Source organism: Streptomyces umbrinus (assembly GCF_030817415.1).
In the GTDB taxonomy this organism is placed as follows: Bacteria; Actinomycetota; Actinomycetes; order Streptomycetales; family Streptomycetaceae; genus Streptomyces; species Streptomyces umbrinus_A.
Map to the genome: position 1 here is coordinate 4,552,984 of NZ_JAUSZI010000002.1, position 17,078 is coordinate 4,570,061.

Annotated in this window: 12 protein-coding genes; 8 read left to right on the plus strand and 4 right to left on the minus strand. The window is 69.7% G+C overall.

The genetic code is table 11. The features are described from left to right. Positions 1 to 289: 289 nt before the first annotated feature. Positions 290 to 2,500, plus strand: a complete 2,211-nt coding sequence (locus QF035_RS19865) for an ATP-binding SpoIIE family protein phosphatase (protein ID WP_373466683.1) — start codon at positions 290 to 292, stop codon at positions 2,498 to 2,500. 183 nt (positions 2,501 to 2,683) lie between these two features. Then, the gene (locus QF035_RS19870; protein ID WP_307521761.1) at positions 2,684 to 4,147 is read left to right on the plus strand and encodes a catalase; all 1,464 of its coding nucleotides are present in this window, start codon (positions 2,684 to 2,686) and stop codon (positions 4,145 to 4,147) included. 112 nt (positions 4,148 to 4,259) lie between these two features. Here the strand turns inward: QF035_RS19870 and QF035_RS19875 are convergent, their stop codons facing one another. Further along, positions 4,260 to 6,608, minus strand: a complete 2,349-nt coding sequence (locus tag QF035_RS19875; RefSeq protein WP_307521762.1) for a transglycosylase domain-containing protein — start codon at positions 6,606 to 6,608, stop codon at positions 4,260 to 4,262. Positions 6,609 to 6,893: 285 nt separating this feature from the next. Between QF035_RS19875 and QF035_RS19880 the strand changes: the two genes are divergently transcribed. The 6 genes from QF035_RS19880 (at position 6,894) to QF035_RS19905 (ending at position 12,717) form a co-directional block, all read left to right on the plus strand. Continuing rightward, complete coding sequence (locus QF035_RS19880; protein WP_307521764.1) at positions 6,894 to 7,901, plus strand: SPFH domain-containing protein; 1,008 nt, start codon at positions 6,894 to 6,896, stop codon at positions 7,899 to 7,901. After that, a complete protein-coding gene (locus tag QF035_RS19885; protein ID WP_373466684.1) occupies positions 7,847 to 8,146 on the plus strand; it encodes a hypothetical protein in 300 nt (99 codons plus the stop codon). Before QF035_RS19880 ends, QF035_RS19885 begins: the two co-directional genes overlap by 55 nt. 256 nt (positions 8,147 to 8,402) lie before the next feature. Further along, a complete protein-coding gene (locus tag QF035_RS19890) occupies positions 8,403 to 8,927 on the plus strand; it encodes a PadR family transcriptional regulator (protein WP_143636691.1) in 525 nt (174 codons plus the stop codon). Then, complete coding sequence (locus QF035_RS19895) at positions 8,924 to 9,610, plus strand: ABC transporter ATP-binding protein (RefSeq protein WP_189837409.1); 687 nt, start codon at positions 8,924 to 8,926, stop codon at positions 9,608 to 9,610. Before QF035_RS19890 ends, QF035_RS19895 begins: the two co-directional genes overlap by 4 nt. Then, on the plus strand, positions 9,607 to 11,940 hold the full coding sequence (locus tag QF035_RS19900; RefSeq protein ID WP_307521768.1) for an ABC transporter permease: 2,334 nt from the start codon (positions 9,607 to 9,609) through the stop codon (positions 11,938 to 11,940). Before QF035_RS19895 ends, QF035_RS19900 begins: the two co-directional genes overlap by 4 nt. A gap of 243 nt (positions 11,941 to 12,183) precedes the next feature. Continuing rightward, positions 12,184 to 12,717, plus strand: a complete 534-nt coding sequence (locus tag QF035_RS19905; protein ID WP_307521769.1) for an alkyl hydroperoxide reductase — start codon at positions 12,184 to 12,186, stop codon at positions 12,715 to 12,717. A gap of 166 nt (positions 12,718 to 12,883) precedes the next feature. On the opposite strand, the gene QF035_RS19910 is transcribed toward QF035_RS19905, so the two are convergent. The 3 genes from QF035_RS19910 to QF035_RS19920 all read right to left on the minus strand — a co-directional run bounded on the left by QF035_RS19910 (position 12,884) and on the right by QF035_RS19920 (position 16,867). Then, a complete protein-coding gene (locus QF035_RS19910; RefSeq protein ID WP_307521770.1) occupies positions 12,884 to 14,272 on the minus strand; it encodes an AI-2E family transporter in 1,389 nt (462 codons plus the stop codon). 135 nt (positions 14,273 to 14,407) lie between these two features. Beyond that, entirely contained in the window at positions 14,408 to 15,124 is a 717-nt protein-coding gene (locus QF035_RS19915; RefSeq protein ID WP_307521771.1) for a transglycosylase SLT domain-containing protein, read from the minus strand. A 417-nt stretch (positions 15,125 to 15,541) separates the two neighbouring features. Beyond that, positions 15,542 to 16,867: a PhoH family protein gene (locus tag QF035_RS19920; RefSeq protein WP_307521772.1), complete on the minus strand. Its 1,326-nt coding sequence runs from the start codon at positions 16,865 to 16,867 to the stop codon at positions 15,542 to 15,544. Positions 16,868 to 17,078: the final 211 nt, after the last annotated feature.

Below are 17,078 nucleotides of genomic sequence, written 5' to 3' on the forward strand. Positions count from 1 at the left end.
TCGTTGAGGAGTGGTGGTCGGGTGGCGGGCGGGCGCGAGGCGACAACTCCCGGAGCACACGCTGGGCTTGACCGAACGTCACCGAGGGGCGGCAGGACGTGAGCGAGGGACACGAGGGCCACAGCGGTACGGTCAGGAGACGGCCGGACGGGCTGTTCCCGCCGGTGCCCGACGGTCCCTCTTCTGAGAGGCTGTCTGACCACGCGGTGATTCCGTTCCCGGGGCACGCATTCCGGGTATCGGGATTTCTGCGGGACGAACTGCACGCACGGCGCGCAGCACCGGACGGATGGATTCGACACGCGTGACGGAGCACCCCACCTCCCACGAGCGCCGCCAGCCAAGCGCTGCCCGGCCCACCGCCCCCGCGGACCCCCGCGGGGCGCTTCTGCGTACCCCGGAGCCGCCGGCGCAGGGTTCCACCGGTTTACCCGCACAGGGACGGCCGGCCGAGGCCCCCGCCTCGCCCGGGATCCCGGGCGCGCCCGCTTCCGACGGCCAGGGCCCGACCGGCTCCCCCACGCCCCCGGGCGCCCTCGCCGCCGCCACGGGCACGCCCGCCGCGTCCGGGACCCCGGCCGACAGCCAGGGCCCGCCCGCGCCCTCCGGCGGTCACGGCCCGACGGACGCTCCCGCCGGATCGGGATCCGAGCATTCCCAGCCGTCCGTCACGGAGCCGGACCCGCATCGCCCGCGGCCCGCGCCCGAGACCATCCCGGCCCAGTCGGGTGCCGAGGCGGCCGCGGTCCAGAGCGGCAAGGAGCGGCGTACGGGGCAGGGGACCGCGCCGGGCACTCCCATGCCCATGCGCCGGGACGGCGACCGGCTGCGCTTCGTGGGGGCCGCCACCCGGCGGATCGCCCGCGGCATCGACCTCGACGAGATCGTGATGGGCCTGTGCCGGGCCACCGTGCCGACCTTCTCGGACGCGATCCTCGTCTATCTGCGCGACCCGCTGCCCGTCGGCGACGAACGGCCCACCGGGCCCGTCGTGCTGCGGCTGCGGCGCACGGACCGGATCCCCGAGGACCGGGACACCGAGGGCTTCCTGCTGCCCGCGCTCCAGCCCGAGCCCGACCTCGGCATCACCGCCGAGCTGTGCACCGTACGGCCCGGCGGCGCGCTGAACGAGGTGCTGCGCGGTGTCCGGCCCGTCTTCGCGGACGCGCCCGCCGCACGGGCCGCGCTGCCCGAGCTGATCGGCGAGGACCTGACCGTGCCCGGCGGCCAGCGGGCGATCCTCGCCCCGCTGAGGGGCCGCCGCCGTGTGATCGGCGCCGCGCTGTTCCTGCGCCGCCCGGACCGGCCCGCGTTCGAGACCGACGATCTGCTCGTCGCGGCCCAGCTCGCCACGCACAGCGCCCTCGGCATCGACAAGGCCGTGCTGTACGGGCGCGAGGCGTACATCGCGGACGAGCTGCAGCGCACGATGCTGCCCGAGACGCTGCCCCGGCCGACCGGCGTGCGGCTGGCGTCCCGCTATCTGCCTGCCGCGGAGACGGCCAGGGTCGGCGGCGACTGGTACGACGCGATCCCGCTGCCCGGCAGCCGGGTCGCCCTCGTCGTCGGTGACGTCATGGGCCACTCCATGACCTCGGCCGCGATCATGGGCCAACTGCGGACGACCGCACAGACCCTCGCAGGGCTCGACCTGCCGCCGCAGGAGGTCCTGCACCACCTGGACGAGCAGGCCCAGCGGCTCGGCACCGACCGCATGGCTACCTGCCTGTACGCGGTGTACGACCCGGTCGCGCACCGCATCACCATCGCCAACGCGGGCCATCCCCCGCCCGTCCTGCTCCACCTGGGCGGCCGGGCCGAGGTCCTGCGCGTACCGCCGGGCGCCCCGATCGGTGTCGGCGGGGTGGACTTCGAGGCGGTCGAGCTGGACGCGCCCGCCGGCGCCACCCTGCTGCTCTACACCGACGGCCTGGTCGAGTCGCGGCTGCGTGACGTGTGGACCGGTATAGAACAGCTGCGCGAGAAGCTCGCCGCCACCGCGCAGCTGACCGGCGCCGACCATCCGCCGCCCCTTGAGGCGCTGTGCGACGAGGTGCTCGACATGCTCGGCCCGGGCGACCGGGACGACGACATCGCGCTGCTCGCCGCCCGCTTCGACGGGATCGCGCCGAGCGACGTCGCGTTCTGGCATCTGGACCCCGAGGACGCGGCGCCCGGCCGGGCCCGCCGACTGGCCCGCAAGGCGCTCTCCCGTTGGGGTCTGGAGGAGCTCACGGACTCCCTGGAGCTGCTCGTCAGTGAGGTCGTGACGAACGCCGTGCGCTACACGTCACGGCCGGTCACGCTGCGTCTGCTCCGTACGGACGTGCTGCGCTGCGAGGTCGGTGACGACGTGCCGCAGTTGCCGCGGCTGCGGCAGGCACGGGCCACGGACGAGGGCGGCCGCGGGCTCTACCTGGTGAACAAGCTGGCCAGGCGGTGGGGCGCGACCCGGCTCAGCACGGGAAAGGTGGTCTGGTTCGAGCTGAACCACGGCTGAGTCGGACGACGGCCGAGTCGATCCCTGATCGGGGGGTACCCACGGGAGACGCCCCCCGGCAGCCGAGTGAGACCCGAACCGGTATTGGACCGCGTCCAAATGTTGCCGACATCCCGTCGGCGGAGTTGACTGCTGGGGTGGCCGAAGCGACCTAACGACTCTCTTCTTGACGGGAGGACGCTCGTGACGCAGGCACCCCAGAAGGCTCCGTACACCACGAACAACGTCGGAATTCCGGTGGAGAGCGACGAACACTCGCTCACCGTCGGTCCCGACGGCCCGATCCTGCTCCAGGACCACTACCTCATCGAGAAGATGGCCCAGTTCAACCGGGAGCGGGTCCCCGAGCGGGTGGTGCACGCCAAGGGCAGTGGCGCGTACGGATTCTTCGAAGTCACCAATGACGTCAGCCAGTTCACCAAGGCCGATCTGTTCCAGCCCGGGAAGCGCACGGAGATGCTGGCGCGCTTCTCGACCGTCGCCGGTGAGCAGGGCTCGCCCGACACCTGGCGCGACCCCCGCGGTTTCGCGCTCAAGTTCTATACCGAGCACGGCAACTACGACCTCGTGGGCAACAACACGCCGGTCTTCTTCGTCCGTGACACGATCAAGTTCCAGGACTTCATCCGCTCGCAGAAGCGCCACCCGGCGACCGGGCTGCGCAGCAACGACATGCAGTGGGACTTCTGGACGCTCTCGCCCGAGTCGGCACACCAGGTGACCTGGCTGATGGGCGACCGCGGCATCCCGAAGACGTACCGCCACATGAACGGCTACTCGTCCCACACCTACATGTGGATCAACGGCGCCGGTGAGCGGTTCTGGGTGAAGTACCACTTCAAGACCGACCAGGGCATCGACTTCCTCACACAGGACGAGGCCGACGAACTCGCCGGTTCGGACGCGGACAAGCACCGCCGGGACCTGTACGAGTCGATCGAGTCCGGGAACGCGCCGAGCTGGACGCTCAAGGTCCAGATCATGCCGTTCGAGGACGCTGCGGACTACCGCTTCAACCCGTTCGACCTGACGAAGGTCTGGCCGCACGGCGACTACCCGCTCATCGACGTCGGCCGGATGACCCTCGACAGGAACCCCGAGGACTACTTCATCCACATCGAGCAGGCCGCCTTCGAGCCGTCCAACCTGGTGCCGGGCATCGGCCCCTCGCCGGACAAGATGCTCCTTGGCCGGCTGTTCTCGTACCCGGACACCCACCGGTACCGGATCGGCCCCAACTACGCGCAGCTGCCGCCCAACCGGCCGCACGCTCCGGTCAACTCGTACGCCAAGGACGGCCCCATGCGGTACGAGGCGTCCAACGCGGCCCGCCCGTACGCGCCCAACTCCTACGGCGGGCCCGCGGCCGACTACGGGCGGTTCGGCGATCCGGCGAGCTGGCAGACCCTCGGGGAGCTGGTGCGCGAGGCGACCGAGCGGCACCGGGAGGACGACGACTGGGGGCAGGCCGGGACGATGGTCCGGCAGGTCCTCGACGACGCCGCCCGGGACCGGCTCGTGTCGAACGTCAGCGGGCATCTGCAGGCCGATGTGTCCCGGCCCGTGCTGGAGCGTGCGCTGCAGTACTGGCGGAACATCGACAAGGAAATCGGTGACCGGATCGCCCACGAGGTCGCTCCGCAGTGAGCGGTCTTTGAAGCGGCGTCGGGGAACTGCGCGCTGTGAGCTGCGCGTTGTTCGTGGCTGGTCGCGCAGCTCCCCGCGCCCCTTACGGGGCGCCTCTTTTGCCGGGGCGCCGCTACTGATCCGACTGTGGGTCGTCCGGGTCCGTCGGCAGTTCTATGCCGTCCGGTGGTGACGGTGCGCTGGTGGTCGGCGTCGGAGGATCCTCGCTCTCGGTCGGGGTCTCCTCGGGACTGCTCTCCGGCGGCGGGCTGGTGGTCGGCGGCTTCGTCGTCGGATCCTCGGTGCTCGGATCGTCGGACGGGGTCGTCGGCGGCTGAGTGGCCGTCGGCGTGATCGTCGGCTGGACGGCCGCGCCCTGGTCGGTGTCCAGGTCGAACTTGGAGACACTGCCCATCACGCCGAAGGTGTACGTCGCCCATATCTGGGCCGGGAAGCCACCGCCGTTGACCCGGCCGCCGCCGGCCGCGCCCTGCAGCGTGACCTGGCTGAACGCCTTGACCTTCACCGGCTTGTCCTTGCCGCAGCGGGTCGTGCCCGCCTTGGCCGCCTCGCCGAAGACACCCACCGAGGTGACGAGCTTGGGCGTGTAGCCGGTGAACCAGGCCGACTTGTTGCAGTCGGACGTACCGGTCTTGCCCGCGACCTGCTGGCCGTCACGGGCCGGGTTGTCGCGTACGGACGTCTTGGCCGTACCGTCGTCGACCACGCCGGTCAGCACCGAGGTGACCGTGTCGGCGGCCTCGGGGCTGATGACCTGGTCGCCGATCGGGTCCGGGAACTTGACCGCCCGGTCCTTGTGCTCGACCGACTTCACGAGGGCCGGCGTGACCTTCTTGCCGTGGTTGTCGAGCGTCGCGTAGACGCCCGCCATCTCCAGCGGGCTCGCGCCCATCGTGCCGAGGGTCTGGGCGGGCACCGACTTGGCGCCCTCGACGTCCATGCCGAGGTCGCCCGCGGTCTTCATGACCTGGTCCATGCCGACGTCGACGCCCAGCTGGGCGAAGACGGAGTTGATGGACTTGTTCATCGCGGTCTGGACGGTGACGTCTCCGTAGTCGACGTCGTCCTCGTTCGGCGGGGCGAAGCCGACCTTCTTGCCGTCGTCGACGACGGGACGCTTGCTGGTGCCGTCGTAGATGGTCTTCGCCGTGACCGGCGTGCCGTCCTGTGTCTCGGCGTCCTTGTCGACGGCCGCGGCCAGGATCAGCGGCTTGAAGGTGGAGGCGGGCTGGTAGTCGCGGCGCGTCGCGTTGTTCGTGTAGTGCTTCACGTAGTCCACGCCGCCGTACATCGCGAGGACCCTGCCGGTCTTCGGGTCGACGGACGCGGCACCGGCCTGGACGTCGGCGTCGATGTTCCGCTTCTCGGCGTCCAGCTTGCTGGTCAGCTGGCTCTTGACCGACTTCTCCAGCTGGGCCTGCTTCTTCTTGTCGATGTTCAGGGTGATCGTCCAGCCGCCGGCCTTGACCATGGTCTCGGCCTCATCCATGTCCGCGGCCGTGCCCTGCGCGACGAGCTGCTTCTTCAGCGCGGTGTCGGCGGCCTCCACCAGGTAGCCGGCCTGGCCCTGCAGACCGGGCGCGCCCTTGGGGTCCTTCGGCACGGGGAACTTCATGCCGTCGCGCTTGGCGGAGCTGAGCCAGCCCTCCTCGACCATGTTGTCCAGGACGTAGTTCCAGCGGGCGGTGACCAGCTTCTTGCTGGTGTCGCTCGCGACCGCCCAGTCGTACTGGCTCGGCGCCTGGAGCAGTGCGGCGAGGTACGCGCCCTGCGCGACGTCGAGGTCCACCGCGTCGACGCGGTAGTAGGCCTGCGCGGCGGCCTGGATGCCCCACGCGTTGCGGCCGTAGTAGCTGGTGTTCATGTAGCCCGCGAGGATGTCGTCCTTGGACTCCTGGCGGTCCACCTTCAGGGAGATGACCAGTTCCTTCAGCTTGCGCGTGACGGTCTGGTCCTGCGTCAGGTAGTAGTTCTTGACGTACTGCTGGGTGATCGTCGAACCACCCTGCTTGCCCTTGCCGGAGAGGGTGTTGAGCAGACCGCGGGCCGTGCCCTTGAAGTCGACGCCGGCGTCCTCGTAGAAGGACTTGTTCTCGGCGGCGACGAAGGTCATCCGGACGCCCTTGGAGACCTGGTCCAGGTCGACGAGCTCGCGGTTGACGTCGCCGTCGCGGGCGAGCGTGTCGCCGTTGCTGTACTTGTAGATGTTGCTCTGCTGGACCGCGGCGGCGTTGCCCTTGGGAACGTCGATCATCAGGTACAGAGCGACGAAGGCCGCCATCCCGAGCAGACAGAGGCCGAAGAACGTACCGAGGAGCTTCTTCCAGGTGAAGAAGCGACGTATGCCACTCTTCGCGCCGGCCTTGGCACCACCCTTGGCGCCGGCTCTGGACGAGCGCTTCGGCGCTGCGCGGTGTCCACCGCCGCGCTGCCGCGCTCGTCTTTCTTCCGCTCGTCCCATGGGTCCGATCCGCTCCGCTTCCGTCTCTCGTGTCTCACAGGTTCACAGCTCAGGTCAGCTCAGCAAACTAACACCGCGCGTGGGGACATAGGACGCTCGATCCCGTCTTTTGCGGACGTGACAATCAGCACCTGTCCCGACGTGTCCCTATGGAACCGACGATTCGGATGAGTAGAAGGTTGCTGTGGCGGGTAAAGTGTTATCACTTAGCTATCATCAAGCTAAGGGCTCGCGCGACGAGCCGCGGCACCGCGAGACACCGCACCACGAAACGGGGGATCACCCGTGTCCACGCACGACACTCCACACTCCGCCGACGTACCCGAGATGCCCGCACCGCGCGTCCGGGAGTCCGTCGCGCACAGCATCGGCGGCGGGCTCGCGCTGCTGCTCGGGCTGGTCGGACTGCCGGCGGGCGCCGGAATGATCGTCAGCGCCACCGCGGTGGACTCCACCGGCGGCAAGGCCGCGCTGATCGTGTTCGGCATCCTGATCGGCCTCGCGGCCTTCATCGCCATGTGCGGTCTGAACATGGTGGCGCCGGGCGAGGTCCGCGTCGTCCAGCTCTTCGGCCGCCGCCGGGGGACGATCCGCGAGGACGGCCTGCGCTGGGTGAACCCTCCCCCACTCTCGACTGCGCTCGAGCGGGGGGACCCCCATTCGTCCCGTACGAAGATCTCGACGCGGGTACGCAATCACGAGACGGCCGTCCTCAAGGTCAACGACGCGTACGGCAACCCGATCGAGCTCGCCGCGGTCGTGGTGTGGAAGGTCGAGGACACCGCGCAGGCGAGCTTCGAGGTGGACGACTTCCCGGAGTTCGTCGCCACCCAGACCGAGGCGGCGGTGCGTCACATCGCCATCGAGTACCCGTACGACGCCCATGACGAGGACGGTCTGTCGCTGCGGGGCAACGCCGAGGAGATCACCGAGAAGCTCGCCGTCGAACTGCACGCGCGCGTGGAGGCCGCGGGTGTCCAGATCATCGAGTCCCGCTTCACACATCTCGCGTACGCTCCCGAGATCGCCTCGGCGATGCTCCAGCGGCAGCAGGCGGGTGCGGTCGTCGCCGCGCGGCGGCAGATCGTGGACGGTGCGGTCGGCATGGTCGAGGACGCGCTCGCCCGGATCACCATCGGGGTCCCCCCGGCCGAGGCTGTTCGAGGCTGGGGGAGGGACATCGTCGAGCTGGACTCCGAGCGGAAGGCGGCGATGGTGTCGAACCTGTTGGTGGTCCTGTGCGGGGACCGCGCCCCGCAGCCCGTCCTCAACACGGGGTGCCTCTACCAGTGACCTCACCTTCCGAGGGGGCTTCCCCCCAGCGGCGGCCGCAGCAGCGCAAGCAGGTGCTGTTGCGGCTGGATCCGCTCGTGTACGAGGCGCTTGCCCGGTGGGCCGGCGACGAGCTGCGCTCCGCCAACGCGCAGATCGAGTTCCTGCTGCGGAGGGCGCTGGCGGAAACGGGGCGCCTTCCCGGCGGGGCTGGACCGATACCTCGCCGTGGCCGGCCTCCCCTTTCCGGGGAGCCCGAGGACTAGACGGCCGGACAGGCTGCGATGTGCCTGCGGGTGCGTTGTGGCTGGTCGCGCAGTTCCCCGCGCCCCTGAAGACCTAGGGGCGCGGGGGGGAACTGCACAGGCTTTTGGGGGTTCGGAAAAGGTCCTGACACCCCACCCGTCACCCCAGTGACAGAACCGTGACAATCAAGCCTGACCTGCGGACCCGTACGCCTCGAACGCGGCTGTCCACGGTGCGTATACACGCGGTGTATACGCCCTGTGTACAGTGCTCCGCATGTCCATCGGTCACACGCTCCTAGGACTCCTGGAGTCCGGGCCCCGCCACGGTTACGACCTGAAGCGGGCCTTCGACGAGAAGTTCGGTCACGACCGGCCGCTCCACTACGGCCAGGTCTATTCGACGATGTCCCGGCTGCTGAAGAACGGCCTCGTGGAGGTCGACGGGATAGAGGCGGGCGACGGCCCCGAGCGCAAGCGGTACGCGATCACCGAGGCGGGCGTCACCGACGTCCAGCGGTGGCTCGCCACACCGGAGAAGCCGGAGCCCTACCTCCAGTCGACCCTCTACACGAAGGTCGTCCTCGCCCTCCTGACGCACCGCGACGCGTCCGGGATCCTCGACACCCAGCGCGCCGAGCACCTGCGCATGATGCGGATGCTCACCGACCGCAAGCGCAAGGGCGATCTCGCCGACCAGCTGATCTGCGACCACGCACTCTTCCATCTCGAAGCCGACCTGCGCTGGCTGGAACTCACCGCCGCGCGCCTCGGCAAGCTCGCAGAGGCGGTGACTCGATGACCCCCGCAGGCTCCCTGCTCGTGGCCCACGACCTGCGCAAGGCGTACGGCCCCACCAACGCCCTGGACGGCGCCGGGTTCAACATCCACCCGGGCGAGGTCGTCGCCGTGATGGGCCCCTCGGGCTCCGGCAAGTCGACCCTCCTGCACTGCCTCGCCGGCATCGTGACGCCCGACTCGGGCTCGATCATGTACGGCGGCCAGGAAATGGCCACCATGAACGACGCCCAGCGCAGCGCGCTGCGCCGCTCCCAGTTCGGCTTCGTCTTCCAGTTCGGCCAGCTCGTACCGGAGCTGACCTGCGTCGAGAACGTGGCCCTGCCGCTGCGGCTCAACGGCGCCTCCCGCAAGGAGGCCGAGCGCACCGCCCTGGCGCGGATGGAGCAGCTGGAGGTCGACGACCTCAAGGCCAAGCGGCCCGGCGAGGTCTCCGGCGGCCAGGGCCAGCGCGTCGCCGTCGCCCGCGCCCTGGTCACCGACCCGCGCGTGCTGTTCGCCGACGAGCCCACCGGCGCCCTCGACTCCCTCAACGGCGAACGCGTGATGGAGCTGCTCACCGACGCCGCCCGCTCCGCCAACGCCGCCGTCGTCCTCGTCACCCACGAGGCCCGCGTCGCCGCCTACTCGGACCGCGAGATCGTCGTACGCGACGGCAAGTCCCGGGACATGGAGCGCGTCGTATGAGTGCACGCCAGTGGTCGAAGGACCTGGCCATGGGCGCCAAGTTCGCGTTCACCGGGGGCCGCGAGGGCTGGGTCCGCGTCCTGCTCACGGGCGTGGGAGTCGGTCTCGGTGTGGCGCTGCTGCTGCTCACCACCGCGATACCGAGCGCGATGCAGGCACGGTCCGACCGCGAGAACGCGCGCACGGACATGACGTTCGGCGAGACCGAGCCGCCCAAGGCCGACAACACCGTGCTCGTCGCGAACGTCGACACCGAGTTCCGCAGCCACGACATCCGCGGCCGCCAACTAGAGCCCGAGGGCCTGCGGGCACCGCTGCCGCCGGGGCTGAAGAAGTTCCCCGCGCCGGGCGAGATGGTCGTGTCGCCCGCGCTCAAGGAGCTGCTGGAGTCCAAGGACGCCAAGCTGCTGCATGAGCGGCTGCCGGAGCGGATCACCGGCACGATCAGCGAGCCGGGCCTCATCGGTTCGGCCGAACTCGCCTTCTACGCGGGCGGCGAGAACCTGGCCCGGTACCACGGCGGCGCCAACGTCACCCGTATCAACACCTTCCAGGGGGAGGAGGAGCCCGCGGAGGAGATGGACCCGGTCCTGCTGCTGCTCGTCCTCACGGTCTTCGTGGTGCTGCTGATGCCCGTCGGCGTCTTCATCGCCGCGGCCGTACGCTTCGGCGGCGAGCGGCGCGACCGCAGGCTCGCGGCACTGCGGCTGGTCGGCGCCGACAGCCGCATGACCCGCCGGATCGCCGCGGGCGAGGCACTCTCCGGCGCGGTGCTCGGGCTGCTCTTCGGCACCGGCTTCTTCCTGATCGGCCGTCAGATCGCGGGCTCCGTCGAGGTCTTCGGCTTCAGCGTCTTCCCGAGCTACCTCAACCCGACGCCCGTACTCGCCGTCCTGATCGCCGTCGCGGTCCCGGCGGCCGCGGTCGCGGTGACGCTGCTCGCCCTGCGCGGTGTGGTCATCGAGCCGCTCGGCGTGGTGCGCACGGCCAGGCCCGCGCGACGCCGTCTGTGGTGGCGGCTGCTGCTGCCGCTGGGCGGTATCGGGCTGCTCGTCCCGATGATCGGGAAGGGCACCGAGAACGGGAACTTCAACGAGTACATGGTGACCGGTGGCGTCATCCTGCTCCTCGTCGGCATCACCGCGCTGCTGCCGTGGATCGTGGAGGCCGTCGTGGCCCGGCTGAACTCGGGCTCGGTCTCCTGGCAACTGGCGGTCCGCAGGCTCCAGTTGAGCAGCGGTACGGCGGCCCGCATGGTGAACGGCATCGCGGTGGCGGTGGCCGGCGCGATCGCCCTGCAGATGCTGTTCGCCGGAGTCCAGGGCGACTACACGGAGTCCACCGGCAACGACCTCTCGCGCGCCCAGATGCAGATGTCCGTACCGAGGACCGCCCCACTCGCCGAGGCCCGGCAGTCCCTCGCCGAGACCCGTGGTGTGCGCCAGGCCATGGCGCTCTCCGACGGCTGGCTGGGCGCGGGCAGGAAGGACCCCGAGACGACCACGCAGCTGACCGTCGGCGACTGCGCCTCCCTGCGCGAGGTGGCGAAGCTGCCCTCGTGCCGCGAGGGTGACGTCTTCGCGGTGCACGGCGCCGATTACGACACGGACACCCCGAAGCTCGCCGCACCCGGCGGGAAGCTCTACATCGACCCCTCCTACAGCGGGGAAGAGAAGGGCAAGGAGGTCGCCTGGACGGTGCCGCGGGGCATCATGAAGGCCGCCCCGGGCAATGACCCGAAGGGCTGGGAGCGGGGCGGTTTCCTGTTCACCCCGAGCGCGCTGCCCACCGCGGCGGCCTCGACCCTCGACGGGCAGATCTATCTGCAGCTCGACATGGCGGTCCCGGACGTGCAGGAACTCGTACGCAACACCGCGGCGAAGGTGGACCCGCTCTCGAGCCCCTGGTCGTACTCGGCGACTGAGCGCTCCGACACCTTCGACTCCATCCGCACCGGACTGTTCGTCGGTGCGGCCTGTGTTCTCGCGCTGATCGGGGCGAGCCTGCTCGTCTCACAGCTGGAGCAGCTGCGCGAGCGCAAGAAGCTCCTGTCGGTCCTCGTCGCCTTCGGCACCCGGCGCCGCACGCTGAGCCTGTCAGTGCTGTGGCAGACCGCGATCCCGGTCGCCCTCGGCCTGCTCCTCGCCTCGGTGGTGGGCCTCACCCTGGGCGCGGTCCTGCTGAAGATGACGGACACCAAGGTGACCGTCGACTGGCTGAGCGTCCTGGCCATGACGGGCATCGGCTCGGCGGTCGTCCTCGTGGTGACGGCCCTCAGTGTGCCGCCGCTGCTGCGGCTGATGCGCCCGGACGGGCTGCGTACGGAGTAACGCGCCTGTCGGCACGCCCCACGGCTGCGCCCCCGAGAAGAAGGGGCGCAGCCGTTGCCGACGTCATCATCCGGCTTGCCCCGACCTGGCCTGTTTCACCGGCCAGTTGCTCCATGGCAGTCTTGGCGGGTCCAAACCGCACGGAAGGCCGCGTAGCGGTCTCTTCCGTCACCCAAGAGGAGCCCCATGCTCGCCGTAGGTGACCGTCCGCCCGCCTTCGAACCGCCGGCCGGTGAGTGAACCATGTCGCTCGACGCGCTGAAGTCCGCGATCCCGGACTACGCCAAGGACCTCCGGCTGAACCTCGGTTCGGTGCTCGGCAACTCCGCGCTGACGCAGCAGCAGCTGTGGGGGACGGTACTCGTCTGCGCCATCGCCTCCCGGTCTCCCCGTGTCCTCCGTGAACTGGAGGAGGAGGCCAACGCGAAGCTCTCGCCCGAGGCGTACACGGCGGCCAAGTCCGCCGCGGCGGTCATGGCGATGAACAACGTCTTCCACCGCACGCGGCATCTGCTCTCCGACCCGGCGTACGGGACCCTGCGGGCCGGGCTCCGTATGAACGTGATCGGCAACCCGGGTGTGGAGAAGGTCGACTTCGAGCTGTGGTCGCTGGCCGTGTCCGCGATCAATGGGTGCGGGGAGTGTCTCGACTCCCACGAACAGGTGCTCCGCAAGGCCGGTGTCGACCGGGAGACGGTCCAGGAGGCGTTCAAGATCGCGGCGGTCGTCCAGGCGGTGGGAGTCACCCTGGACTCGGAGGCGGTACTGGCGGAGTAGCTCCGCCGGTGGGCGGGGCTTCGGATCTTCTTCGCCCCCGCCGCTGCGCAGTTCCCCGCGCCCCTGAAAAGGGGCGCGGGGAACTGCGCGACCAGCCCCTACCGGGCCCGCACCCGAGATCGCATCCCACGGGGTCTGGGGCGGAGCCCCAGGGGACGGGGACGCCCTACGACGGCGGCCGGTGTTCCACCGGGGCCACCCCCGTCGCCGTCGCCCCCCGCGGCACCGGCGACGTACGCAACGCCGGCTCCTGGGAGTACGAACGCAGGTAGCCGACCACCGTGTTGGTGACGGCGACGAGCGGGACGGCGACGACCGCGCCGCCGATCCCCGCGACCATCCCACCCGCCGCCACCGAAAGGACGACGGCGAGCGGATGGACCCGAACCGCCCGGCCGAGGATGAACGGCTGGAGGATGTGGCCCTCGATCTGCTGGACGGCGAGCACGACGAGCAGCGCCATGACCGCGGTGAAGACCCCCTGCGTCACCAGCGCGACCACCACCGCCAGCGCACCCGAGACGACGGCACCGACCAGCGGGATGAACGCGAACAGGAAGATGAAGACGGCCAGCGGGACAGCCATCGGGACGTCCAGGAAGAAGATGCCCAGGCCGATGAAGATGGCGTCGATCAACGCGACTATCACCGTCCCGCGGACATAGGCCGTGAGCGTGCGCCAGGCACGCGGACCGGCCCCCGCCACCCCGGGCCGCGCCGCCGCGGGCACGAGCTTGAGCGTCCACTGCCAGATGCGCTTGCCGTCGTAGAGGAGGAAGAGCGTGGAGAACATCGTGAGGAGGATGCCGGTGAGGGCCTCGACGATGACGGTGACGCCTTCCAGGCCCGCCGACGTGATCTCGTCCGTGTTGGCGCCGACGGCCTCGCGCAGGCTCTTGGCGATGTCCTTGATCTGGTCCTCGGTGACGTGGAACGGGCTGTTGAGCAGCCAGCGCTGCAACTCGTCGATGCCGTCCTGGATCTGGTCGGAGAGGTTGTCGATGTTCTCCATGACCTGCCAGACCACGAACCATCCGACGAGCCCCATGACCACGAAGCCGAGGGTCGCGGTCAGCGCGGTGGCGAGCCCGCGCGGCACCCCGTACCGCCGCAGTCGCGCCACGGTGGGCTGGAGCAGCGCGGTGATGAGGAGCGCGGCGACGAAGGCGAGGACGACGAGCTGCACGGCGCTGATGACGCGCATCAACACCCAGACGGTGCCCGCGAGTACGAGCAGTCGCCAGCCGGCCTCGGCGGCGACCCGCATGCCCCAGGGGACGGCCGCGGCGGGATCGGGGCGAGCGGCGGGGGCCGGGGCTGCCACGAGAGTGTCCGAGGGAGGGTAGGAGGGAGGGGGCGTGCCGGTCTCGGTGGACGCGGCCCGGGCGTCGGAGCTGTCCTTGCCGCTCCGGTCGATGCCGTTGCTCCGGCCGAAGTCGCCGTCCCCGCCGAAGTCGTCGTCCTCCTCGGCCTGCGCGCGGCGTGCGCTCAACCGGTCTCCCATTTCGGTGAGTCCGGCGCCGACCCGGCTGAGCCACCCTGGCACTCGCGACATGATCCGTCCCTTTTCCCCGTCGTGCCCCACCACTCCCCCCTGGAGTCGTCGGCATCGACCGTACATGGCAGAAGCCCCTCACCGTAGGACGGTGAGGGGCTCTGAAAAGGTTGAGAGGACCGAGTGGCTGTCGGCCTAGTAGTAGTTGTTGGACTGCCAGAAGTCCCAGGCTCCGCAAGGGCTGCCGTACCGGTCGTTCATGTAGCCGAGGCCCCACTTGATCTGGGTGGCCGGGTTGGTCGCCCAGTCCGCGCCGGCGGAGGACATCTTGGAGCCGGGCAGCGCCTGCATCAGACCGTAGGCGTCCGAGGTGGGGTTGTCCGCCCGGTAGTTCCAGCTGGACTCGTGGTCCACGATGGTGCTGAAGCACTGGAACTGGTCCGCCGGGACGATCTGGCGCGCCATCGCCTGGATCTCCGCGACGCTGTACGAGGACTGCGTCGGGAAACTGGAGGCGTCACGCGTGGCGGAACGGCTGGCAGCCTTCAGGGCTTCCTTGCGCTCCTTCGCCTCCTGCTCGGCCTTCTCCGCGGCCTTCTGCTTGGCGACGGCGTCCTTGGCGGCCTGCTTGCGCGCAGACTCCTCGGCGTCCTTCTTGGCGGTCGCGTCGGCCGCGATGGCCTGCGAGTCGGCCTGCTGAGTCAGGGATGCGGTCTGCACCTGCGCCTGCGCACCCGCGGGTATGTCCGCGAGAAGCGTCGCGCCTGCTGCCGTTGCCTCCGCGTCGTCGCTCGAGGACGCGGTGTTGCCCGAGGCAACACCGGTGACAGCGCCGACAGCGGTGACCGCGGTGGCCGAGGCCACTGCGAATCCCCGGACCGAAATCCGGCTCACACGGTTTCCTTCCAGCATCGCCCGCTACAGGTGACCCTCGCGGACGCAATCGTGCCCTTGACGCTGGCCTCCCAACTGCGGGGTCACGGGAGGCGCGGGCCCGATGGGCAACTCCCATGAAGGGAGCGCCGCGTGGTGCTCGGGCGGCATACGACGGCTTTATGGAGTTCTGTTACTTCTGTGGTGCCGTACCGCTGGGGGCACAGGTGTGTCGTATGCGGGGCCTGACAGGAGTGAGACTCTGCCGCACCCCGACAACGGAAGGCAATTCTGTGTCGGGTGTGAAAGCTCACACCTCGTTTGGCCCAGGAGTTTTTCGGAAACGAGCACACGCCAGGACGCCGCCCGGCTATGCTCTTCAGCCTTTGCCGGACGGCGTCAATTACCGTGTAGCCACCACCCGTTGGACAGACCGGACGGGTGGGGCGACCTTGATCAGATGTGCCCGTCCTCCAGCATTTCGGTCACAAGCGCCGCAATCTGGGACCGCTCGGACCTGGTGAGTGTGACGTGCGCGAAGAGCGGATGACCCTTCAGCTTCTCCACGACGGCCACGACACCGTCGTACCGGCCGACCCTGAGGTTGTCCCGCTGGGCCACGTCATGGGTCAGGATCACCCGTGAATTCGCGCCGATTCGGGACAGAACGGTCAACAGGACGTTCCGTTCCAGGGATTGGGCCTCGTCCACGATCACGAACGCGTCGTGGAGGGAGCGGCCGCGGATGTGCGTGAGCGGCAGGACCTCCAGCATTCCGCGCGCGGTGACCTCTTCGATGACTTCGCGGCTGGTGACCGCGGAGAGCGTGTCGAAGACCGCCTGCGCCCAGGGGCCCATCTTCTCGGACTCGGAGCCGGGCAGATAGCCGAGCTCCTGCCCGCCGACCGCGTAGAGCGGACGGAAGACCATCACCTTCTGGTGCTGGCGCCGCTCGAGCACGGCCTCCAGGCCCGCGCACAGGGCGAGCGCCGACTTTCCGGTGCCGGCCCGGCCGCCCATCGAGACGATCCCGACGTCCGGGTCGAGCAGCAGATCCAGCGCGATGCGCTGCTCCGCGCTGCGGCCCTTGATGCCGAAGGCCTCCCGATCACCCCGTACGAGCCGGACGTTGCCCTCGGCCGTCACGCGCCCCAGGGCCTTGCCACGCTCGGACTGGATCATCAGGCCCGTGTGGACCGGGTAGTCGGACGCCTCGGGGACGTACAGGGTCTCCTGGTCGAAGAGGAGGTCCACCTGCTCGCCGGAGAGCGTCAGTTCGGACATTCCGGTCCAGCCGGAGGAGCCCGTGATGGCGAGCTCCGCGCGGTACTCCTCGGCGAGAAGCCCGACCGAGGAGGCCTTGATCCTGAGCGGCAGGTCCTTCGACACGACTGTGACGTCGAACCCCTCGGCCTGCAGATTGCGGGCGACCGCGAGGATGCGGGAGTCGTTGTCCCCCAGGCGATAGCCGCTGGGCAGCACGCTGGGGTCCGAGTGATTGAGCTCGACACGTACGGTCCCGCCCAGTTCCCCGGTGGGGATGGGGGCATCGAGACGGCCGTACTTCACCCGGTAGTCGTCCAGCAGGCGCAGGGCCTGCCGGGCGAAGTAGCCGAGTTCGGGATGGTGCCGCTTGGCCTCCAATTCCGTGACCACGACGATCGGAAGCACTACTTCGTGCTCGTCGAAGCGGTTCATGGCGTGCGGGTCGGCCAGCAGGACGCTGGTGTCGAGAACATAGGTGCGCCGGTCTGGCATACGGCGCTTTGTGCTGGTCACCACGGAAGGACGTACCCCCTCGGATGAGGTCGGGGAGCGACGGAGGAGAGCTGGACCGGTGTCCGGCCGCGATGCACGGGCCGACTACCGGCCCTCTCCGCTTCGTCCGTACTGACCGCACGGTCGGGCTGGTGCAAAGGGCCTCCCGGGCGGACGGCCCCGTGCCGTCCGCTGAGATACGACACCCGTGGTTCGGGTGTCGACCTGCAAGGCT